This window comes from Pantoea sp. X-Soil-ISGK-285 (genome assembly GCF_059730815.1).
Genome location: NZ_AP035938.1, coordinates 3,280,239 through 3,300,984, shown reverse-complemented (window position 1 = coordinate 3,300,984; position 20,746 = coordinate 3,280,239). Strand labels below are relative to the sequence as shown.

Below are 20,746 nucleotides of genomic sequence, written 5' to 3'. Positions count from 1 at the left end.
GGGTAAATCTACAGGAATTAAGAGTTCGATCCGCAATCGTCGGATCAAAAATTGCAAACACAACATCACGACCACAAGCCAAAAGCTTTCAGAAAATCTGCGAACTCACTCACAAATCTAAAAACTTTTCGTTCCGGCTCAGGAAGTGCGGCAACTATAGGTATTTGCTGGAGGTTCCTCAACGGACAAATTATAATGCCTCGGATTAAAAATTCTAATACGTAAACGCTTTGTATAAGCCTGCGTATTTTTTGCCGATCCGGATACGGAAAACCATGTCGAAACGCCTTCCTCCTCTCAACGCACTGCGTGTTTTTGATGCAGCTGCACGCCATTTAAGCTTTACCAAAGCCGCAGAAGAGCTGTTTGTCACCCAGGCTGCTGTAAGCCATCAGATTAAATCTCTGGAAGATTTTCTGGGGTTAAAGCTATTTCGCCGGAGGAATCGTTCGCTATTACTGACCGAAGAAGGACAAAGCTACTATCTCGATATCAAAGAGATTTTCTCGGCAATCAACGAAGCGACCCGCAAACTGCAGGCGCGCAGTGCCAAGGGTGCGCTGACCGTTAGTTTACTGCCGAGCTTTGCCATTCAGTGGCTGGTTCCCCGCCTCTCCAGCTTTAATATGGCTTATCCGGGAATCGACGTGCGTATCCAGGCGGTTGACCGCGACGAAGAGAAACTGGCCGACGATGTCGACGTGGCGATTTTTTACGGCCGGGGTAACTGGCCCGGCCTGCGGGTTGAAAAACTTTATGCCGAATATCTGCTGCCGGTCTGTTCACCGTCGCTGATGACCGGGGATAATCCGCTGAAAACGCCGATGGATCTGTCGCGTTTTACTCTGCTGCATGATGCCTCCCGTCGGGACTGGCAATCTTATATCCGGCAACTGGGCCTGCAGCATATCAATGTGCAGCAGGGGCCAATCTTCAGCCACAGCGCCATGGTATTGCAGGCGGCGATTCATGGTCAGGGCGTGGCGCTGGCGAATAACGTCATGGCGCAGAGCGAAATAGAAGCCGGGCGATTAATCTGCCCGTTTAATGATGTATTAGTCAGTAAAAACGCTTTTTATCTGGTTTGTCATGACAGTCAGGCAGAACTGGGTAAAATAGCCGCCTTCCGACAGTGGATCCTGGAAAAAGCTGCAACCGAACAAGAAAAATTCCGCTTTCGCTATCAACAATAACATATTGATTTATTTGCATTCAGATGCAAAAGGACTCTGAGGATCGGTTAATGTCCAGTCGTGCCATGTTTGTTTTTTCGGCTATCAGCGGATTTCTGCTGGTGGCTTTTGGCGCATTTGGTGCCCACGTTTTGAGTCAGTCGCTTGGTGCGGCTGAAATGGCCTGGATTCATACCGGGCTGGAATATCAGGCTTATCACACCTTAGCGGTGATGGGGCTGGGTGCTGCGATGTTACGCCGCGCCAATATCTGGTTTTACTGGAGCAGTGCGCTGATGGCGCTCGGCACCGTGCTGTTTAGTGGCAGCCTCTATTGTCTGGCGCTGTCACATCTGAAGTTTTGGGTTTTTATCACACCCGTGGGCGGGGTCTGTTTCCTCGCCGGTTGGGTATTGATGTTGATTGGCGCGCTGCGTCTTAAACGAAAGGCAGAACGCCATGAATAAAGTTTTACTCTATTGTCGCCCCGGTTTTGAAAAAGAGTGTGCGGCGGAAATCAGCGCCAAAGCGGCTGAACGTGAAATCTACGGCTTTCCACGGGTTAAAGATGACTCTGGCTACGTGCTGTTTGAGTGCTATCAGTTTGAAGATGCCGAGCGGCTGGCACGTGAGTTGCCGTTTGACGAGCTGATTTTTGCCCGTCAGATGCTGGTCGTCGGCGAAATGCTGCGTGACCTGCCGCAGGAAGATCGCATTACCCCGATTGTCGGCATGCTGACCGGCGTAGTGGAAAAGGGCGGCGAACTGCGTGTTGAAGTGCCAGACACCAACGAAGCCAAAGAGCTGACTAAGTTCTGCCGCAAGTTCACCGTGCCGCTGCGCTCGGCACTGCGTGAAAGCAAAATCCTGTTGAATTATGAGAGCCCGAAACGCCCGGTCGTGCATGTGTTTTTCATCGCGCCGGGCACCTGTTACGTCGGCTACTCCATCCGGGAAAACAGCTCGCCGTTTTACATGGGTATTCCACGCCTTAAGTTCCCCTCCGATGCGCCAAGCCGTTCCACCCTTAAGCTGGAGGAGGCTTTTCACGTCTTTATCCCTGCGGATGAGTGGGATGAGCGTTTAGCCAGCGGCATGTACGCCGTGGATCTCGGTGCCTGTCCGGGCGGCTGGACTTATCAGCTGGTGCAGCGCAGCATGATGGTATATGCGGTGGACAACGGACCGATGGCACCGAGCCTGATGGATACGGGCCAGGTGATGCACGAGAAAGCGGATGGCTTTAAATTCCGTCCGCCACGCACCAACATCAGCTGGCTGGTGTGTGACATGGTGGAGAAGCCGGTGCGTGTGGCTAACCTGATGACCGACTGGCTGGTCAACGGCTGGTGCCGTGAAGCGATCTTCAACCTTAAGTTGCCCATGAAAAAGCGCTATGAAGAGGTGACGCAGAATCTGGCCATGATGCAGGAACGATTCGATGATAATGGTATTAACGTGCAGATTCGCGCTCGTCAGCTTTACCATGACCGCGAAGAGGTGACCGTACATGTGCGCCGAATCTGGGCGGCTGCCGGTGGTCGTCGCGACGAACGTTAATCGCAGGGCTGAGTGCAAGGGCACTCAGCCGGTATAACGCAGCGTATTCAGATTGCCCTGCAATACCAGATCCCGCTTCAGGGTTGCGACCTGACGGCTGATCTCTGCCATCTGCCGACCCTCAGCGAGCTTCTCCCGCCATCTGGCTGGCACCTGATCCAGTTGCTGATAGATCCCTTCAAGCGTGTGAAACTCTGTTAGTAGCTGTTTCGCGCTTTTCGGACCGATGCCGGTGATGCCCGGAATTTTACTGCTGCTGATGCCGCACAATCCCCAGTAGTCGGGTAACCGCTGGGGCGCCACACCAAATTCAGCCTCGATAAAAGGCAGATCAAGCCAGCGTTTCTGGAAGTAGTCGCGGATGCGGATCTCGGGTGCCAGCAGCTGACAGTAGCCTTTGTCGGTTGAAACAATGGTGGCCTGATGTCCGGCCTGAGCCATTTTCACCGCCAGCGTCGCCGCTAAATCGTCCGCCTCATCCTCGCCCGCTATCCAGCAGCTTACGCCTGCGGCGCGAAAGGCCTCCTGTAACGCCGGCATCTCTGCCTGTAAATCGTCTGGCATCGGCGGGCGACCGCTTTTGTAATCGGGTAGCAGCTGATGACGCCAGCCCTGATGACGCGCTTCGCCATCAAATACCGCCACCGCATGAGTCGGATGGGCGTGACCCAGTATCTGGCGCAGCGCGGCCAGGCAGCCTTCGACACAGGGTGAGCCCTGTACCGCATGCAGACGGCGAATCAGATTCAACGCGTCAACAATAACAAGATGAAGAGCCATGAGAGTATGGGCAGCCCGGGGGCTGCCTCCTGGTTTATTTGATAATTTCGTAGCAGGGAATGTAGGCGGTGCCTGGCAGTTTCATGCGTTGCTGTGCAACGAATCCCTGAAGCAGCTCATCCATGCGGTGCATGATGTCGGGGTCGCCATGGAGTTTGTAGCGTCCCTTCTCACGGATTTCGCGGATGCCCATCTCTTTGACGTTACCGGCTACGATGCCTGAGAAGGCGCGGCGCAGGTCAGCAGCCAGCTTTTCGGGTGGCTGATTGGTGTAGAGATTGAGATTCGCCATATTTTCATGGGTTGGCAGGAAAGGCACCTGCAGATCGGGTTCAATGCGAATCGACCAGTTAAAGCTGTAAGCATCGCCGGTTTCGCGACGATTCTCTTTTACCTGCGGCATCGCTTTCTTCATCAGACGCGCCACTTCGGCTGCATCGTTGATGATGATCTGATAATGCTTACGCGCCTGTTCGCCCAGGGTGTTAACGATGAAATCATCCAGCACGCGGAAGTAGTCGGCGCTCTCTTCCGGCCCGGTCAGGATCAGCGGTAATACCTGATCGCTGTTCTGCGGATTCATCAGGATGCCCAGCAGATAGAGCAACTCTTCTGCGGTCCCTACGCCGCCCGGGAAAATGATGATGCCATGGGCGATGCGCACAAAAGCTTCCAGACGTTTTTCGATGTCCGGCATGATGATCAACTCATTCACCAGCGGATTCGGCGGTTCAGCTGCAATGATGGAGGGTTCGGTCAGGCCGATAAAGCGGCTGTCACGATAGCGCTGCTGAGCATGGCCTACGGCGGCCCCTTTCATTGGCGCTTCCATCACGCCCGGCCCGCAGCCGGTACAGATGTTCAGTTCACGCAGTCCAAGCTGAGTTCCGACATTGCGGCAATACTGGTACTCAACGGCGTTGATCGAGTGACCGCCCCAGCAGACCACGGTGTTGGGATACTCGCCGATGTGCAGTGCCCGCGCGTTACGCAGAATGGAAAACACGGTGTTGGTGATAGTGGCGGAGTCATTTTCTTCAGCCGCAGTTAACCGACCCGGCATGTTGAGCTGGCCGCTGACAAACAGGATGTCACGCAGCACCGCAAACAGGTTAGCCTGCAGTGAACGGATGATGCGGCCATCCACAAACGCCTCTTCCGGTGGATTGATCAGTTCCAGTTTGACGCCGCGCTCACGGCGCAACACATTGATGTCGAAATTTTCAAAGCGGGAGAGCAGCTCCTGGCTGCTGTCAGTCTGGCTGCCGGAGTTAAGCACGGCAAGAGAGCAGTTGCGAAACAGCTGGTAGAGGTCGCTGCTGGCTGTGCGCTTGAGCATATCGACTTCCAGCTGTGAAAGCAGATCCATTGAGCCAAGAGGGCTGATATGGGTAATCAAATGAACTCCTTTACACCCGCCTGGGTGCGTGTTGGCACTGCAACGGCAGTGACGAAAATCCCTGGTCGGCCACCCGCAGGTAGCCGCCATCACCAGAGTAGCCTTGTCGGCCCGCACAGCTCAAGCGGAACTGCGCTTAGTGCATGCAGCCTGCGAGAAGTCTCGCAAACTACTGACGAACCAGTCGCGAAAAACCGGGCGAGAAGGGCACATTAGTGCGCCATGGATTGATATCCAGTCCGCCACGACGGGTGTAGCGTGCATACACCGTCAGCGCTTCCGGATGGCAGAAACGCATCACATCATTAAAAATGCGTTCGACACACTGCTCGTGAAATTCGTTGTGCTGGCGGAATGAGACCAGATAGCGGAGCAGCGCTTCACGGTTGATACGCGGGCCTTTATAACGAATCATCACGGAGCCCCAGTCGGGCTGATTGGTAATCAGACAGTTTGACTTGAGCAGGTGGCTGACCAGCGTCTCCTCAACGATTTCGCTGCCCGCAGCATCGGCCAGATAGTCAGCATTGAAGCGATAATCCTCTATTGCGATATCCTGCTCATCAATACAAACCCCCTCAAAATGGCCGATGGGCTGACCTTCCACTTCATTGAGACGGAACAGCGCGACCCGCGCTTCACCTTCAGCACAGGCACTCAGGTCCCGCTCCAGCGTCTGACGAACCTCGCCCCAGTCGGCAAAGCGGGTCTGGTTGAAACTGTTAAGGTAGAGCTTGAAGCTTTTTGACTCGATAAGGTTGCGGCTCTGCGCATCGAGCACCACTTCGCCAACGGCAACCTGTGGCAGACCTTTGCTGTTGAGCCACGAGAGTTCATACAGGGTCCAGATATCACTGCCGGTAAAGGGCAGACTGTCGGGAAACAGGCCAAGGGGTTCACGATTCAGGCTGCGCGGCACCGCCTGCAGTAAGCTGTTGTCATAATGATCGTGATAGGCTGTGGGTTTGCCCAGCGTCAGGTTGCTGAGTGCCTGATCCTGTTCGTGAGTAGTCATTGCGGTTACCACCAAAATTAATCAAAGTGGCTAAGTGTAACCCATCAGAAGTGAGAATATGAATGATGCAGCAAACTGCCGCCGCGTTGCGCGACTTTACCACCCGATACTGCCAGCACTGGCTTCAGCAGGCCGGGCATGCGCCGGCCAGCAGCGATCTCTTTGGCGTACCTTCGCCCTGTGCCCTGGAGGATCGCGATCAGCGGGTCGTCTGGCAGCCGCAGCCTTTTACTCTGCCACAGACGCTGGATGCGGTTGAGCGGGCGATCGACATCCAGCTCCAGCCGCAGATCACGGCTTTCTATACCACGCAGTTTGCCGGCGATATGCAGGCCAGTTTTGGTGAGAATCAGCTGACACTCTTACAGGTCTGGAGTGAGGATGATTTCCTGCGTTTACAGGAGAATCTGATCGGGCATCTGGTGATGCAGCGCCGCCTTAAGCAGTCGCCTACGCTGTTTATCGCCACCACCGAGTCAGAACAGGAGATCATCTCGCTTTCTAATCTCAGCGGCGAAGTGATTCTGGAGCAGCCCGGCGGTAAACAGCGTGTGAAATTAGCGGAAACGCTTGAGATATTTCTTAAGTCATTACAACCGGTTATCATCTGAGTTGCAGTGATTTGCCCCTGGTCTTGTGAGACATCTCTTACATGTGCTGTGAGAGATCGCTATATAACAGGTGAGCCTTCCGGAAGGCTGAGATGTAAAAATATTGTGAATCATCAACTTAATGGCGTTTATCTGAATTTACGCCGCACATTTCGTAAAGTTCTGCTGTGAGTACCTTGTGCGCGTAACGAGTTCTGTCAAAATGTTTCGCACTGCAGGAGGCTCAGGAAAAAGATATCGTCAGGATGATGATAAGCCATGAGGCAGGAACGTAACGGAGCTTACGGCACAAGGAAGGTTTCAGGATGAAACAGGATCGCTCAGGATTGAGCAAGGGACACCTCCAGGATGGAGAATGAGAACCCCCTCAGAAGAGGTGGTGGGCCAGGATGCTAAGGATACATCAGGACGATGCGCGACAGGAGTTCGCACTGGACAAGTTGTCATGGAAGAGCAGGGAGCATTAACGTGGCGGGATGGCTGCAAACGAACCGGGAGCACTGTTTATACAGTGCTCCCTTTTTTTGTGCCTGTGCCAACAAGTGATATGCTTGCCGCCCATTTTTGACTGCTCGCGGAGGTGGCGCATGACGCCTGAACAATTGATTACGCAACGGCTGGAACAACTGGAAGCGGTGATGCGTGAGCATCATCTCTGGCAGAGTACCCCGCCGGCCGAGGGGGCGCTCGAGAGCCGCGAACCCTTTTGCCTGGATACGCTGGAGCCGCTGCAGTGGCTCCAGTGGGTGTTAGTCCCGCGGATGCATGCCCTGATTGCGGCCCGACATCCGCTACCACAAAATTTTGCCGTGGCCCCCTATTATGAGGTGGCTCTGGTGCCTGACCAGCCGGGTATTGCGCCGCTGTTGCTGACCCTGCGTCAACTTGATGCGTTAATCACGGATGCTGCCCACTGATGCTGGAGATACTCTATCAGGATGAGTGGCTGGTTGCCGTCAACAAGCCCAGCGGCTGGCTGGTTCATCGCAGCTGGCTGGATCGCCATGAAACGGTGTTTGTGATGCAGACCGTTCGTGATCAGATTGGGCAGCATGTGTTTACGGCGCATCGTCTCGACAAGCCCACGTCAGGGGTACTGCTGATGGGGCTCTCCAGTGAAGTCGGACGTCTGCTTTCCCAGCAGTTTGAACAGCACCAGATGCAGAAAACCTACCACGCTGTGGTTCGCGGCTGGCTGGAGAGCAGCGGGACGCTCGATTATCCGCTGGTGGAAGAGCTGGATAAGATTGCCGATAAACACGCCACGGAAGCGCGCACCGCACAGCCTGCGGTCACCGATTATCAGTCACTGGCAACGGTCGAGATGCCGGTCGGCATTGGCCGTTATCCCACTTCGCGTTATAGCCTGGTTGAACTGGCTCCTAAAACCGGTCGCAAGCATCAGCTGCGTCGTCATATGTCACACCTGCGTCATCCGATTATTGGCGATTCGGCGCACGGCGATCTGCGTCAGAACCGGGGTGCTGCCGAACATTTTGGCGCTAACCGCCTGATGCTGCACGCCAGCAGCCTGGCATTAACTCATCCGGTAACCGGTGAACCGTTGCTGCTTCGCGCCGGACTGGATGGCGTCTGGCAGAATCTGATGAACCAGTTTGGCTGGCAGGATCGCATTCCTGAGGTCCCGCGGGTTGAGTTTGACGCAGCGCCAGGACAGGATAACGTTTCAGAATAAGGGAGAAAGCAGATGGCAAAGATTGGCATTTTTGTAGGTACGGTATATGGCAATGCGCTACTGGTCGCGGAAGAAGCAGAGCCCATTCTGCAGCAGCAGGGGCACAGCGTAACGGTGTTTGACGATCCGACGCTGGCTGACTGGCAAAACTATGCCAGCGACGTGGCGTTAATTGTCACTTCTACTACCGGGCATGGCGATTTTCCCGACACGATTTCAGGTCTGTTCCATGCGATTAAAGATCAGCTCGGTCATCAGCCCGCGCTGCGCTATGGCGTGATTGCGCTGGGTGACAGCAGCTATGACCATTTCTGTGGCGCGGGTAAAACCTTTGACGCGCTGCTGCAGGAGCAGGGCGCTCAGCGGGTTGGTGAGGTGTTACTGGTTGATGCCACTGAAAATCCGGAACCGGAGGCGGTTACCTCGCCGTGGGTTGAAGCCTGGGGCGCGCAGCTCTGATTGCAAGGCCAGGCTTATCTCTGCCTTAACAGAGATAAGCCTGTGTTGCGCACACGGCGATGTCCGTTGAGTGCACTGTCAGGTGACAGGCGCCGGGTTAAACACCGCCAGCTGATTACGAATGCCCCAGCGATCGGACCAGGTCTGCTTCCTGCCACTGGCGATATCCAGAATCAACTCAAACAGTCGCCAGCCCACCTGCTCAATACTCTCTTCACCGGTAGCAATCGTCCCGGCATTGATGTCCATCAGATCGTGCCAGCGCTCTGCCAGCGCATTACGCGTCGCCATCTTGATCACCGGAATCGCGGCCAGACCGTAAGGCGTACCGCGACCAGTAGTAAACACCTGCAGGGTGATACCGGATGCCAGCTGCTGTGTACCGCAGACAAAATCACTGGCGGGCGTGGCCGCGTAGATCAATCCGCGTCGCGTGGGCCGCTGGCCGGGCGAGAGCACTTCAACAATGGCGCTGCGTCCCGATTTTGCGATCGAGCCAAGCGCTTTTTCCACTACGTTCGCCAGCCCGCCTTTTTTATTGCCCGGCGACGGGTTAGCGCTGCGATCGGTCTGGCCCTGGTCGAGGTAATTATCATACCAGGCCATCTCCTCCAGTAAGCGCTTACCGACTTCCTGATTAATCACCCGCGGCGTCAGTAGGTGAATCGCATCACGCACTTCAGTGACTTCGGAGAACATCACGGTGGCACCGCAACGCACCAGCAGATCAGAGGCGAAGCCCACTGCCGGATTTGCCGTCACGCCCGAAAACGCATCGCTGCCACCACACTGCATGCCGACAATCAGTTCTGCTGCGGAGCAGGTTTCGCGCTGGCGCTGATTCAGCCGCTGGAGATGACGCTCCGCCACCTGCAGAATCTCATTGACCATCGCGCCAAAGCCCACCAGCTTTTCATCCTGCAGACGCACGATGTCATGATCGTCCAGCGAAATCGCCTGCACGTCGGGGGTGCCAGTCAACAGACGCTCTGGCTGTAACTTTTCACAGCCGAGGCTGACGATCATCACTTCGCCGCCGAAATTCGCATTCAGCGCCAGGTTATGAATGGTGCGAATCGGCACGACCGCCGCCGGTGCGTTGATCGCCACACCACAGCCATAAAGGTGGTTCAGGGCAACCACACCATCCACGTTCGGATAGCGCGGCAGTAAATCCCGTTCAATGATCTGTACGACATGATCCACCACACCGGCCACGCAGTGGACGCTGGTGGTGATGCCGAGCAGGTTACGCGTGCCTACGCTGCCATCCGCATTGCGGTAACCTTCAAAGGTATAGCCCTCCAGCGGCGGCAAATCAGGCGGAACCTGAGTGGCTAACGGCAGACTCTCCAGCGGAGGGGCTTCCGGCAGCGCAACCAGTGACTCGTCAATCCAGCTGCCCTGGGCAATATCCCGCAATGCATAGCCAATGACTTCGCCATAACGCACGATCTCTGCACCCTGATTAATCGCGCTCAGCGCCACTTTGTGGCCCTGCGGCACATGCTCTGTGAGGGTCAGGCCATCCGCAAACTGCGTACCGGCTGGCAGACCGAGGCTGTTAACCACAATCGCCACATTGTCGTGCTCATGGACTTTGATATAGAGCGGTTGTTCATCTGTTTTTGGGTTCATCGCTCACCTTCCCGTCTGTCGTACCGTACTTGTGCGGCACGCTGTAATGATCTGACCTGTCACGCCCTTGTTTGCCAGCTTCAGTATAGGGAGGCGGGGCGGGTCGCGCATTGTGCAAATGACCACCATTAAGGCAATTCGTCTCGCTGTTTTGGGTCGATTATCCAAAAGCAAGTGAAGACCCTCACAAACAGCGGGGGAAAGCGTTATCCGGGGCGGATTTTGCACGGGTATTTGCCACTTTCGTGAGCTATACCGCAGGCTTTTGTGCATCCGCAAGACAATCACTTCAATAAGGCGATTATTCCAGGGCGATGCGCCAATGTGATCGCCACAGGCTGTTCTTATACTGAGTTCCGTTAGCCAAAGTCAGGTTATCTGTCACGACGTATTATTCATCCGAAAGAGGTTGCCTGGAGTTATTACCGGCCGCGGCTGCCAGACGCCGGATGGATAAATAAAGTTTGCCAAAACAAAAAGATCGCCGTGTTTAACCCAACTTCTCTCTGATACCCAACGCGATGTGTATGCAGTCAGAGCGAATGTAGCTCACGCTATATTTCAGGAGTGCATCATGAATAGTTTCAGCCAGACCGCGGAAACGGTGCAGAAACGCACCAATGCCCGTTACTGGATTGTGGTGATGTTATTTATCGTCACCTCATTCAACTACGGTGACCGCGCAACGATTTCGATTGCCGGTTCGGCGATGTCAAAAGATATTGGCCTCGATTCGGTCGGACTCGGCTATATCTTCTCTGCCTTCTCATGGGCGTATGTTATTGGTCAGATTCCGGGCGGCTGGCTGCTTGACCGCTTCGGCTCAAAACGCGTCTATTTCTGGAGCATCTTTACCTGGTCGCTCTTTACCTTTTTGCAAGGGTTCGTCGATCTGTTCAGCGGCTTCGGCATCATCATGTCGCTGTTTATTCTGCGCTTCCTGGTGGGACTGGCCGAAGCGCCCTCTTTCCCTGGCAACAGCCGCATCGTCGCGGCCTGGTTTCCGGCGCAGGAGCGCGGCACGGCCGTGGCGATCTTCAACTCGGCCCAATACTTCGCCACCGTTATCTTCGCGCCTATCATGGGCTGGCTGGTCTCTTCCGTGGGCTGGGCGCACGTGTTCTGGTTCATGGGCGGCCTGGGCATCATCCTCAGTTTCATCTGGCTGAAAGTGATCCACGACCCCACCGATCACCCTGGCGTGAATAAAGCCGAACTGGAGTACATGGAGCAGGGCGGTGCGCTGATCAACATGGATGTCAAAAAGGATAGCCGCAAAGTGAGCTGGAGCGAGAAGTGGTTCCAGATCAAACAGCTGCTGACGTCACGCATGATGCTGGGTATCTACCTCGGTCAGTACTGCGTTAACGCCTTAACCTACTTTTTTATCACCTGGTTCCCGGTCTATCTGGTACAGGCGCGCGGCATGTCGATTCTCAAAGCGGGCTTTATTGCCTCGATTCCGGCGGTGTGCGGCTTCCTCGGCGGCGTACTGGGCGGGGTGATCTCCGACTGGCTGATGCGTAAAACCGGCTCGCTGAATATCGCGCGTAAAACACCGATCGTGCTCGGCATGCTGCTCTCTATTTCGATGGTGATGTGTAACTACACCGATACCGAATGGGTGGTGGTGTTCTTCATGGCACTGGCGTTCTTTGGTAAAGGCATCGGTGCGCTGGGCTGGGCGGTGATGGCAGATACCGCGCCGAAAGAGATCAGTGGCCTGAGCGGCGGTCTGTTCAACATGTTCGGTAACTTCTCTGGCATCGTGACGCCTATCGCCATCGGTTACATCATCGCCACCAGCGGCTCCTTTGAAGGCGCGCTGATCTATGTCGGTATTCACGCCTTTGTCGCCGCATTCAGCTTCCTGGTGATCGCGGGCGATATCAAACGTGTCGAACTGAAAACCTGGCCCGGTAAGGATGCATTATGAATACGCAAAGTTCGCCGGTGATTACTGAGATGCAGGTCATCCCGGTCGCCGGCTATGACAGCATGCTGCTCAATATTGGTGGTGCGCACAACGCCTGTTTTACCCGCAATATTGTGGTTCTCACCGACAGCGCCGGTCACACCGGCGTCGGTGAAGCCCCCGGCGGCGACACCATCTATCAGACGCTGGTAGAGGCGATTCCGCAGGTGCAAGGCCAGCAGATTGCGCGAATGAACCGTCTGGTACAACAGGTGCACAAAGGCAATCAGTCGGCTGACTTCACCACCTTCGGCAACGGTGCCTGGACTTTTGAGTTGCGGGTCAACGCGGTAGCGGCGCTGGAAGCGGCGCTGCTTGATCTGCTGGGACAGTGTCTGGGCGTACCGGTGGCTGAACTGCTGGGGCCAGGTAAACAGCGTGATGAAGTGACGGTGCTGGGCTATCTGTTCTATCTCGGTGACCGCCGCAAGACCGATCTGCCCTATCTGAGTGGTGAGCAGGCCAGCCACGACTGGTATCACCTGCGTCATCAGGAAGCGCTGACCAGCGATGCCGTGGTGCGGCTGGCTGAGGCGGCTGCGGATAAATATGGCTTCAAAGATTTTAAGCTCAAAGGCGGCGTGTTGCCGGGCGAGCAGGAGATTGCCACCGCGGCGGCGCTGAAGCAGCGCTTTCCCGACGCCCGCATTACGGTCGACCCGAATGGCGCCTGGCTGCTGGACGAGGCGATAGCGCTGTGTAAAGGGATGCAGGATGTGCTGAGCTACGCCGAAGATCCGTGCGGCGCGGAGCAGGGCTATTCGGGACGTGAAGTGATGGCCGAGTTCCGGCGCGCAACCGGCTTACCGGTGGCCACCAATATGATCGCCACCAACTGGCGCGAGATGAATCACGCGGTGATGCTCAATGCGGTCGATATTCCGCTGGCGGATCCTCACTTCTGGACGCTGAGCGGTGCCGTGCGGGTCGCGCAGCTCTGCGATGAGTGGGGCCTCACCTGGGGCTGCCACTCCAATAACCACTTCGATATTTCGCTGGCGATGTTTACCCATGTGGGTGCGGCGGCGCCAGGTAATCCTACCGCGATTGATACCCACTGGATCTGGCAGGAGGGCGATCAGCGCCTGACGAAAAATCCGCTGCAAATCCGCAACGGGAAAATTGCCGTACCGGATGCGCCGGGTCTGGGCATTGAGCTCGACTGGGAGCAGGTAAACAAAGCCAATCAGCTTTATCAGTCACTGCCCGCCGGTGCGCGTAACGACGCTACGGCGATGCAATATCTGGTCCCCGGCTGGACATTTGATCGCAAACGCCCGGCATTTGGCCGTGCAACAGCATAAGGAGCAGGAGATGAGTTCAACACCGAAAGTCACCGCCATGCAGGTTATTCCAGTCGCAGGCTACGACAGCATGCTGCTGAACCTCAGCGGCGCTCACTCGCCATTCTTTACCCGCAACATTGTGATTATCAAAGATAACGCCGGACACACCGGCGTCGGCGAAATCCCGGGCGGCGAAAAAATCCGCCAGACGCTGGAAGATGCAGCGTCGCTGGTGATTGGCAAAACCGTGGGCGAATACAAAAACATTCTCAGCCTGGTGCGCAGCACCTTCGCCGACCGCGATGCCAGCGGGCGCGGCACCCAGACCTTCGATCTGCGCACCACTATTCATGTGGTGACCGGCATTGAAGCGGCGCTGCTCGATCTGCTGGGTCAGCATCTGGAGGTTAATGTGGCCTCGCTGCTGGGCGACGGACAGCAGCGCGACCGCGTTGAGATGCTCGGCTATCTCTTCTACATCGGCGACCGCCGCAAAACGTCCCTCTCTTACCAGAGCCAGGAGAGCGATCCCTGCGACTGGTATCGCCTGCGCCACGAAGAAGCGCTAACCCCGGAGACGGTGGTGCGGCTGGCGGAAGCGGCGTATGAGAAATATGGCTTCAACGATTTCAAACTCAAAGGCGGCGTACTGCGCGGCGGCGAAGAGGCCGAAGCGGTTACTGCGCTGGCTAAGCGTTTTCCTGAAGCCCGTATCACCCTTGATCCCAACGGGGCCTGGTCGCTCAACGAGGCGATCATGCTCGGCAAACAGCTCAAAGATGTGCTCGCCTACGCAGAAGATCCCTGTGGCGCAGAGCAGGGCTACTCCGGCCGTGAAGTGATGGCGGAGTTCCGTCGCGCCACCGGCATGCCAACCGCCACCAATATGATCGCCACCGACTGGCGTCAGATGGGCCATACCCTGTCGCTGCAGTCGGTGGACATTCCGCTGGCGGATCCGCACTTCTGGACCATGCAGGGTTCGGTGCGGGTAGCACAGATGTGTCACGACTTCGGCCTGACATGGGGCTCGCACTCCAATAACCACTTCGACATTTCGCTGGCGATGTTCACCCACGTCGCCGCTGCCGCGCCGGGCGCGATCACCGCCATTGATACCCACTGGATCTGGCAGGAGGGCAATCAGCGCCTGACCAAAGAGCCATTCCAGATCAAAGGCGGCATGGTGCAGGTACCGCAGAAGCCCGGTCTCGGCGTCGAGCTGGATATGGATCAGGTGATGCAGGCCAACGCGCTCTATCAGAAGCAGGGGCTGGGCGCGCGTGACGATGCCGAAGCGATGCAATTTTTAGTGCCGGGATGGACCTACGACAACAAACGTCCCTGCCTGGTACGTTAACCTTTTCGGCTCCCCACGGGGAGCCATCGTCACAGGAGTTTAACCATGAGTAATGCAGCCTGGCCAAATGGATTTCGTCGTCGTTTGTTAGCGGGTGAAACCCTGATCGGCAGCTGGTGTGCGCTTGCCAGCCCGATCTCAACCGAGATTTTAGGGCTGGCCGGTTTTGACTGGCTGGTCCTGGATGGTGAACACGCGCCCAACGATATCACCACGTTTGTGCCACAGCTGATGGCGCTTAAAGGCAGCCACAGTGCGCCCGTGGTGCGTCCGCCCTGCAACGAGCCGGTGATCATTAAGCGTCTGCTGGATATCGGGTTTAACAACTTCCTGGTGCCATTTGTCGAGACCGAAGAGGAAGCAGTGCGTGCCGTCGCATCAACCCGCTATCCGCCAGCCGGCATTCGCGGTGTCTCGGTTTCGCATCGCAGCAACATGTACGGCACCCTGCCGGATTACAACAGCACCATCAATGACAACATCACGGTGCTGGTGCAGATCGAAACCCAGCAGGCGGTCGACAACATTGACGCCATCGCGGCGGTGGACGGTGTCGACGGTATTTTTGTCGGGCCGGGCGATCTCTCTGCTGCGCTGGGCTATCTCGGTCAGCCTGCGCATCCTGAAGTGCTGAAAGTGATTAAACACATTTTTGAACGCGCCAAAGCCGCCGGTAAGCCGAGCGGCATTCTGGCACCGGTGGAAGCGGACGCGCGTCGTTATCTGGAGTGGGGTGCCACTTTTGTCGCCGTCGGCAGCGATGTCGGTATGTTCCGCAACGCCTCTCAGGCGTTATGCGACAAATTTAAGCGCTAATCAATCAAGGGGAAACGCAATGAAAATTGGATTTATCGGCCTGGGTATTATGGGCAAACCAATGAGTAAAAATCTGGTGAAAGCCGGTTATTCGCTGGTGGTGCGCGATCATAACGCTGACAACGAAGCGGAACTGACTGAACTGGGCGCGACCGTGGCGAAATCGCCAAAAGAGGTGGCTGAGCAGTGCGATGTGGTGATTACCATGGTGCCCAACTCGCCGCAGGTCATCGAAGTCTGCCTGGGTAAAAATGGCATTATCGAAGGGGCGAAGCCAGGCCTGGTGGTCATCGACATGAGCTCAATTGCGCCGCTGGCGAGCCGTGAAGTCCACGATGCGCTGGCAGAAAAAGGGATCAAAATGCTGGATGCGCCGGTCAGTGGCGGTGAACCCAAAGCGATTGAAGGCACGCTCTCTGTGATGGTCGGCGGTGATAAAGCGGTGTTCGATACCTGCTACGACATCATGAAATCGATGGCGGGATCGGTGGTGCATACCGGCGACATCGGTGCGGGTAACGTGACTAAGCTGGCCAACCAGGTGATTGTGGCACTGAATATTGCGGCGATGTCCGAGGCGTTATCACTGGCGACCAAAGCGGGTGTAAATCCGGATCTGGTCTATCAGGCGATTCGTGGCGGCCTGGCCGGCAGCACGGTACTGGATGCCAAAGCGCCCATGGTGATGGATCGCAACTTCAAACCCGGCTTCCGCATTGACCTGCATATCAAAGATCTGGCGAACGCGCTGGATACCTCGCACAGCATCGGCGCGCATCTGCCGCTGACGGCGGCGGTGATGGAGATGATGCAGGCGCTGCGTAACGACGGGCAGGGTAGCGCCGACCACAGCGCGCTGGCCTGCTATTATGAGAAGTTAGCGAAGGTTGAAATCGCCCGCTAAAACCCGGTGTCGGTCTCTGCGGAAACCGGACTGGTTCAGAGCCGTTTCAATTACTCAACTGCGCTCGGATTGCCTATGAAAATCGTAATCGCACCGGATTCATATAAAGAGAGTTTATCCGCCCTGGATGTGGCATCGGCGATTGAAGCGGGTTTCCGTGACATCTTTCCCGATGCGCATTACGTGAAAATACCGGTCGCCGACGGCGGTGAAGGAACGGTAGAAGCGATGGTGGCGGCGACGAAGGGAAAAATCGTCAGGCTGAAGGTGACGGGGCCGCTGGGAACACAGGTCGACGCCTTCTATGGCCTGTCCGGCGATGAGTCCACCGCCTATATCGAAATGGCAGCGGCCAGTGGACTGGAGCGGGTGCCTGCATCGCAGCGTGACCCGCTGATAACGACCTCATTTGGCACCGGCGAGTTGATCAGACATGCGCTGGATAAGGGGGTCGGCCACATCATCATTGGTATCGGCGGCAGCGCCACCAATGATGGCGGAGCCGGCATGATGCAGGCGCTGGGCGCCCGGCTGCTGGACGACCAGGGCTGCGAGATCGGTCACGGTGGCGGTGCACTCGCCGATCTTGCCAGCATCGATATTGACGCGCTGGACGCCCGCATTCATCAGTGCCGCATTGAAGTGGCCTGTGACGTCACGAATCCGCTGACGGGCAAAGAGGGTGCATCGGCCATTTTCGGCCCACAGAAAGGGGCGACACCGGCGCTGGTGCAGCAGCTCGATCAGGCGCTGGCCCATTACGCCGCGATTATTCACCGCGATCTCGATATTGATGTGCTGCATATCCCGGGCGGCGGGGCAGCGGGCGGTATGGGGGCGGCGCTGCATGCCTTTTGTCAGGCAGAGCTGCGGCGCGGCATTGAGATTGTTACTGAGGCGCTGGGGCTGGCGGAGGAGGTAAAAGATGCTGACCTGGTGATTACCGGTGAAGGGCGTATCGACAGCCAGAGTATTAATGGCAAGGTGCCGATCGGGGTCGCCAGCGTGGCAAAGCGCTTTAATAAGCCGGTGATTGGCATCGCCGGAAGCCTGACGGCCGATGTCGGCGTGGTGCATCAGCACGGGATCGATGCGGTATTCAGCGTGCTCTACAGCATCTGTTCCCTGGATGAGGCACTCGCCAGCGCCGGAAAGAATGTTGAGATGACGGCGCGTAATGTGGCAGCCACGTTAAAGCTGGCCGGGTTTAACTAACCACCAGCATTACCCGGCCACTCCACATCGGCCGGGTTTAACTCACCGCCAGCCTTATCCAATCCCTAACAGCTGGCGGGCTTCTCGGGCGACGTTCTCCATCTCATCCTGCAGCTCCAGCAGTTCCGGCTCCAGCGCAGCGATATCGCTGGCCTCCAGCAGCTCTCTTTCCAGCTGATGGCAGAGTTGCTTCATGCGCGGCACGCCGCTGTAGCTGGCACTGCCGTGCAGCTTGTGAATAATCTCACGCAGGGCGTTGACCTCATTGGTCGACATAAACTGCGCCATCTTCGCATGCACTTCCGGTAAAAATTCCAGCAGCATCCGCAGCAGATCGCGCGCCAGATCGGCTTTGTTCGCCGCCTGTCGCAGCGCCAGTTGCCAGTCCAGCGTAGGTAATATTGGCAGCAGTTCCGGCACGGTGACTACTGGTGGTGGCGTATAGCGCGCCAGCAACTGTCTTAACTTGCTCTCATCAATCGGTTTGGCAAGATAGTCATTCATGCCCGCCTTGATCAATTGTTCACGCTCGCCATCAATCGCATGGGCGGTGACCGCCACAATCGGTGTACTGGCATGATGCGGCATGCTGCGGATAATTTCGCTGGCGCGAATGCCATCGATATCCGGCATCTGAATATCCATCAGAATCACATCCAGCGACTGCTGACGTGCCTCACGGATGGCGTGTTCGGCGCTGCTGCACAGCAGGATGTTCTGCACCTGCTCCTCCAGCAGCGCGCCAATCAGCTTGAGGTTGGCGGGATTATCATCCACCGCCATCACCGTCAGCGGCAGCCGGGGTGAAAGCGGCAGTTCACTGATCTGACGGGTATGCAGATCCAGTAACATCGGCAGGAGTCGCGTCAGGGAGATCGGTTTAGCGATGCAACCGTCAATGCCGCGTACCTTCAGTTCATCCGCCAGCAACATCATCGGGCTGGGGAGCGCCATCAGCACGTTGTCGGCCCGATCCAGCAGCGCATTAATCATGCGTTCATTGAGCAGCTCGGGCTGACTGATGTCGATCGGCATCGCCATCAGCAGCAGCGGATAGTGAGACGCTTTTAAACCCTCCAGCGTTTCGCTGTAATCGATCTGCAATGGTGTGGCGCTTAACATCTCCAGTGCTGCGCTGGCAACGTTAGCATCCGCTTCCACATAGGCAATGCGCGCATGTGAAAGCGCATCGAGCACGCGTGGCATGCCGGGCGCATTGGGATTGAGATCCAGCTGCACGCGAATCACAAAGGTGGAGCCCTTGTCCGGCTGACTGCTGAAGGTGATTTCGCCGCCCATCTCCCGCACCAGTTTCTGGGTGATCACCAGCCCCAGCCCGGTGCCGCCATGACGGCGCGAAATGCTGGCGTCAGCCTGACGGAACGCCTGGAACAGCTGTGTCTGTTGCTGCTCAGAGATGCCTATGCCGCTATCTTCAACCTGAATCTCCAGCTCGACGCGCGACTGCGTAATCACCCGCTGTCCGACACGCAGGCCGATATACCCTTTCTCGGTAAACTTGATGGCGTTACCGATCAGGTTAATCAGAATCTGTTGCAGGCGCAGTGCATCGCCAATCACATTGTCCGGCACGCTGCTGTCACACACCACCGTCAGCTCCAGCCCTTTGTCATGCGCCGACGGGGCCAGCAGCACCAGCGTTTCATCCAGTGTGGCACGCAGCGGGAAGGGGATCGCCTCCAGCATCAGTTTGCCCGCTTCCAGCTTCGAGAAATCGAGCACGTCATTGATAATACTGAGCAGGTTATTGGCTGAACGTTCAATGGTCTGCATATAGTCGCGCTGGGTGGTGCGCAGCTGGGTTTTCAGCATCTGCCGGGTAAAGCCCAGCACGCCATTAAGCGGCGTCCGCAGCTCATGCGACATATTGGCCAGAAACTCAGATTTGATACGCGCCGCTTCCTGGGCGCGTTTCTTCGCCAGATCCAGCTCAACGTTCTGAATCTCCAGCTGTTCCAGCGTCTCTCGCAGATCGTAGGTCGCCTGATCGATATTGTGCTGCATCTCTTCGTGATAGGCGGTCAGCGACATCGCCATCGCATTAATCCCGTTTTTCAGAATGCTGAGCTCACCCAGCATGTATCCCTCAACGCGGCTGTCGAGCTGGCCGCGACGGATGCGGTCAACGGTGGTGACCATATTGCGGATCGGGCCGGTGACATCGCGCATCAGACGATAGGCAAACAGCATGGCCAGGCAGAGGCAGAAGAGCAGCATCAGCGTGGCGACAAACACCTCTTTGTACTGCTGCAGGCGCACCGACTGCAGATCCAGCTCTATCGCCACGTAGCCCAGCGGATTGCCCGACGGCTTGGCATCTTCGTCAGGCAATTCATCCACATCGTAACGCTCGGTGGTGATCGGTGTGCGCAGAATCAATACGTTGCCGTGACGCTCCATTGAGACATCGTCGGGCAGGGCGCGGATATCATCCTGTTGCAGCAGGCTGAGGTTCTGCTTGTGATTGGAGGTGACGTAGAGCTGGTTGTGATTATCAAACACCGAGATCGCCCGGACGATGCCCGAATGGCGGCGGTGCAGCAGGCTGACCAGTTCACGCATGGCGTCACGATTGTGCCAGGTCATGCTGTATTCGCTGGAGATCGCCAGCGGTTCAATGATATTGGCTCCGGCATCGATAACCTGGCGCTGCAGTTCATTGTAGCGGTGCACTACAAAAAATGAGCTGAGCAGCAGGCCAACCATCAGCGTGGGTGCCAGAATTAAAATCATCATTCGCGCCCGCAGGCTGTATTTGGTCATAATAGTCGCCTGGCTACTCCGGCATTAACGTCCCTGTGCATGCTGTCGACAAAAACAATGCAGGTCGTTTTCGATA

The 20,746-nt window shown here is 56.5% G+C and carries 18 protein-coding genes; 13 read left to right on the top strand and 5 right to left on the bottom strand.

From position 1 onward, the window contains the following. Positions 1 to 275 precede the first annotated feature (275 nt). From AC6I8B_RS15570 to rlmM, 3 genes are read left to right on the top strand one after another with little or no spacing between them, the layout of a single operon-like run. Entirely contained in the window at positions 276 to 1,193 is a 918-nt protein-coding gene (locus AC6I8B_RS15570) for a transcriptional regulator GcvA (protein ID WP_003854641.1), read from the top strand. Between the two features lie 50 nt (positions 1,194 to 1,243). After that, positions 1,244 to 1,639, top strand: coding sequence for a DUF423 domain-containing protein (locus AC6I8B_RS15565; protein WP_010248611.1), 396 nt, complete (start codon positions 1,244 to 1,246; stop codon positions 1,637 to 1,639). Beyond that, a complete protein-coding gene (gene rlmM, locus AC6I8B_RS15560; RefSeq protein WP_010248609.1) occupies positions 1,632 to 2,732 on the top strand; it encodes a 23S rRNA (cytidine(2498)-2'-O)-methyltransferase RlmM in 1,101 nt (366 codons plus the stop codon). Before AC6I8B_RS15565 ends, rlmM begins: the two co-directional genes overlap by 8 nt. 24 nt (positions 2,733 to 2,756) lie before the next feature. On the opposite strand, the gene xni is transcribed toward rlmM, so the two are convergent. From xni to queF, 3 genes are all read right to left on the bottom strand, one after another. After that, positions 2,757 to 3,512 (bottom strand): flap endonuclease Xni, encoded by a 756-nt coding sequence (xni, locus tag AC6I8B_RS15555; RefSeq protein ID WP_010672145.1) that lies wholly within the window; start codon positions 3,510 to 3,512, stop codon positions 2,757 to 2,759. A gap of 34 nt (positions 3,513 to 3,546) precedes the next feature. After that, positions 3,547 to 4,911, bottom strand: coding sequence for a nucleotide 5'-monophosphate nucleosidase PpnN (gene ppnN / locus AC6I8B_RS15550; protein WP_010248605.1), 1,365 nt, complete (start codon positions 4,909 to 4,911; stop codon positions 3,547 to 3,549). Between the two features lie 169 nt (positions 4,912 to 5,080). After that, a complete protein-coding gene (gene queF, locus AC6I8B_RS15545; protein WP_157353627.1) occupies positions 5,081 to 5,926 on the bottom strand; it encodes an NADPH-dependent 7-cyano-7-deazaguanine reductase QueF in 846 nt (281 codons plus the stop codon). 62 nt (positions 5,927 to 5,988) lie between these two features. Here queF and syd point away from each other — a divergent pair, with 62 nt between their 5' ends. The 4 genes from syd (at position 5,989) to AC6I8B_RS15525 (ending at position 8,692) form a co-directional block, all read left to right on the top strand. Beyond that, positions 5,989 to 6,537 (top strand): SecY-interacting protein, encoded by a 549-nt coding sequence (gene syd / locus AC6I8B_RS15540; RefSeq protein ID WP_010672142.1) that lies wholly within the window; start codon positions 5,989 to 5,991, stop codon positions 6,535 to 6,537. Positions 6,538 to 7,124: 587 nt separating this feature from the next. Continuing rightward, a complete protein-coding gene (locus AC6I8B_RS15535) occupies positions 7,125 to 7,454 on the top strand; it encodes a YqcC family protein (protein ID WP_022623807.1) in 330 nt (109 codons plus the stop codon). Next, positions 7,454 to 8,233 (top strand): tRNA pseudouridine(65) synthase TruC, encoded by a 780-nt coding sequence (truC, locus tag AC6I8B_RS15530; RefSeq protein ID WP_033769942.1) that lies wholly within the window; start codon positions 7,454 to 7,456, stop codon positions 8,231 to 8,233. The genes AC6I8B_RS15535 and truC overlap by 1 nt, the downstream gene beginning before the upstream one ends. A gap of 12 nt (positions 8,234 to 8,245) precedes the next feature. After that, complete coding sequence (locus tag AC6I8B_RS15525; RefSeq protein ID WP_010248594.1) at positions 8,246 to 8,692, top strand: flavodoxin; 447 nt, start codon at positions 8,246 to 8,248, stop codon at positions 8,690 to 8,692. Between the two features lie 78 nt (positions 8,693 to 8,770). Here the strand turns inward: AC6I8B_RS15525 and garD are convergent, their stop codons facing one another. Continuing rightward, on the bottom strand, positions 8,771 to 10,330 hold the full coding sequence (gene garD, locus AC6I8B_RS15520) for a galactarate dehydratase (protein WP_010672140.1): 1,560 nt from the start codon (positions 10,328 to 10,330) through the stop codon (positions 8,771 to 8,773). 574 nt (positions 10,331 to 10,904) lie between these two features. Here garD and AC6I8B_RS15515 point away from each other — a divergent pair. The 6 genes from AC6I8B_RS15515 to AC6I8B_RS15490 all read left to right on the top strand — a co-directional run bounded on the left by AC6I8B_RS15515 (position 10,905) and on the right by AC6I8B_RS15490 (position 17,886). After that, positions 10,905 to 12,266, top strand: coding sequence for an MFS transporter (locus tag AC6I8B_RS15515; protein WP_010248591.1), 1,362 nt, complete (start codon positions 10,905 to 10,907; stop codon positions 12,264 to 12,266). Continuing rightward, the gene (locus AC6I8B_RS15510; protein WP_122457779.1) at positions 12,263 to 13,609 is read left to right on the top strand and encodes an enolase C-terminal domain-like protein; all 1,347 of its coding nucleotides are present in this window, start codon (positions 12,263 to 12,265) and stop codon (positions 13,607 to 13,609) included. Before AC6I8B_RS15515 ends, AC6I8B_RS15510 begins: the two co-directional genes overlap by 4 nt. A gap of 10 nt (positions 13,610 to 13,619) precedes the next feature. Then, complete coding sequence (gudD, locus tag AC6I8B_RS15505) at positions 13,620 to 14,951, top strand: glucarate dehydratase (RefSeq protein WP_010248587.1); 1,332 nt, start codon at positions 13,620 to 13,622, stop codon at positions 14,949 to 14,951. 45 nt (positions 14,952 to 14,996) lie between these two features. Then, positions 14,997 to 15,767, top strand: coding sequence for a 2-dehydro-3-deoxyglucarate aldolase (garL, locus tag AC6I8B_RS15500; RefSeq protein WP_010248585.1), 771 nt, complete (start codon positions 14,997 to 14,999; stop codon positions 15,765 to 15,767). Positions 15,768 to 15,786: 19 nt separating this feature from the next. Then, a complete protein-coding gene (gene garR, locus AC6I8B_RS15495; protein WP_010248583.1) occupies positions 15,787 to 16,671 on the top strand; it encodes a 2-hydroxy-3-oxopropionate reductase in 885 nt (294 codons plus the stop codon). A gap of 75 nt (positions 16,672 to 16,746) precedes the next feature. After that, positions 16,747 to 17,886 carry a glycerate kinase gene (locus tag AC6I8B_RS15490; protein ID WP_157353625.1) on the top strand — a complete coding sequence of 380 codons (1,140 nt, stop codon included), beginning with the start codon at positions 16,747 to 16,749 and terminating at the stop codon, positions 17,884 to 17,886. A gap of 54 nt (positions 17,887 to 17,940) precedes the next feature. Here AC6I8B_RS15490 and barA read toward each other — a convergent pair whose 3' ends face one another. Beyond that, complete coding sequence (barA, locus tag AC6I8B_RS15485; protein ID WP_157353622.1) at positions 17,941 to 20,670, bottom strand: two-component sensor histidine kinase BarA; 2,730 nt, start codon at positions 20,668 to 20,670, stop codon at positions 17,941 to 17,943. Positions 20,671 to 20,746 lie beyond the last annotated feature (76 nt).

Excerpts from the sequence above, each read along its gene's own strand:
- garL (WP_010248585.1), top strand. The coding sequence starts at position 14,997 with ATGAGTAATGCAGCCTGGCCAAATGGATTTCGTCGTCGTTTGTTAGCG.
- AC6I8B_RS15490 (WP_157353625.1), top strand. The coding sequence starts at position 16,747 with ATGAAAATCGTAATCGCACCGGATTCATATAAAGAGAGTTTATCCGCC.
- queF (WP_157353627.1), bottom strand. The coding sequence starts at position 5,926 with ATGACTACTCACGAACAGGATCAGGCACTCAGCAACCTGACGCTGGGC.
- gudD (WP_010248587.1), top strand. The coding sequence starts at position 13,620 with ATGAGTTCAACACCGAAAGTCACCGCCATGCAGGTTATTCCAGTCGCA.
- syd (WP_010672142.1), top strand. The coding sequence starts at position 5,989 with ATGATGCAGCAAACTGCCGCCGCGTTGCGCGACTTTACCACCCGATAC.
- garR (WP_010248583.1), top strand. The coding sequence starts at position 15,787 with ATGAAAATTGGATTTATCGGCCTGGGTATTATGGGCAAACCAATGAGT.
- xni (WP_010672145.1), bottom strand. The coding sequence starts at position 3,512 with ATGGCTCTTCATCTTGTTATTGTTGACGCGTTGAATCTGATTCGCCGT.
- AC6I8B_RS15515 (WP_010248591.1), top strand. The coding sequence starts at position 10,905 with ATGAATAGTTTCAGCCAGACCGCGGAAACGGTGCAGAAACGCACCAAT.
- AC6I8B_RS15510 (WP_122457779.1), top strand. The coding sequence starts at position 12,263 with ATGAATACGCAAAGTTCGCCGGTGATTACTGAGATGCAGGTCATCCCG.
- rlmM (WP_010248609.1), top strand. The coding sequence starts at position 1,632 with ATGAATAAAGTTTTACTCTATTGTCGCCCCGGTTTTGAAAAAGAGTGT.
- AC6I8B_RS15525 (WP_010248594.1), top strand. The coding sequence starts at position 8,246 with ATGGCAAAGATTGGCATTTTTGTAGGTACGGTATATGGCAATGCGCTA.
- AC6I8B_RS15570 (WP_003854641.1), top strand. The coding sequence starts at position 276 with ATGTCGAAACGCCTTCCTCCTCTCAACGCACTGCGTGTTTTTGATGCA.
- garD (WP_010672140.1), bottom strand. The coding sequence starts at position 10,330 with ATGAACCCAAAAACAGATGAACAACCGCTCTATATCAAAGTCCATGAG.
- barA (WP_157353622.1), bottom strand. The coding sequence starts at position 20,670 with ATGACCAAATACAGCCTGCGGGCGCGAATGATGATTTTAATTCTGGCA.
- truC (WP_033769942.1), top strand. The coding sequence starts at position 7,454 with ATGCTGGAGATACTCTATCAGGATGAGTGGCTGGTTGCCGTCAACAAG.
- AC6I8B_RS15565 (WP_010248611.1), top strand. The coding sequence starts at position 1,244 with ATGTCCAGTCGTGCCATGTTTGTTTTTTCGGCTATCAGCGGATTTCTG.
- AC6I8B_RS15535 (WP_022623807.1), top strand. The coding sequence starts at position 7,125 with ATGACGCCTGAACAATTGATTACGCAACGGCTGGAACAACTGGAAGCG.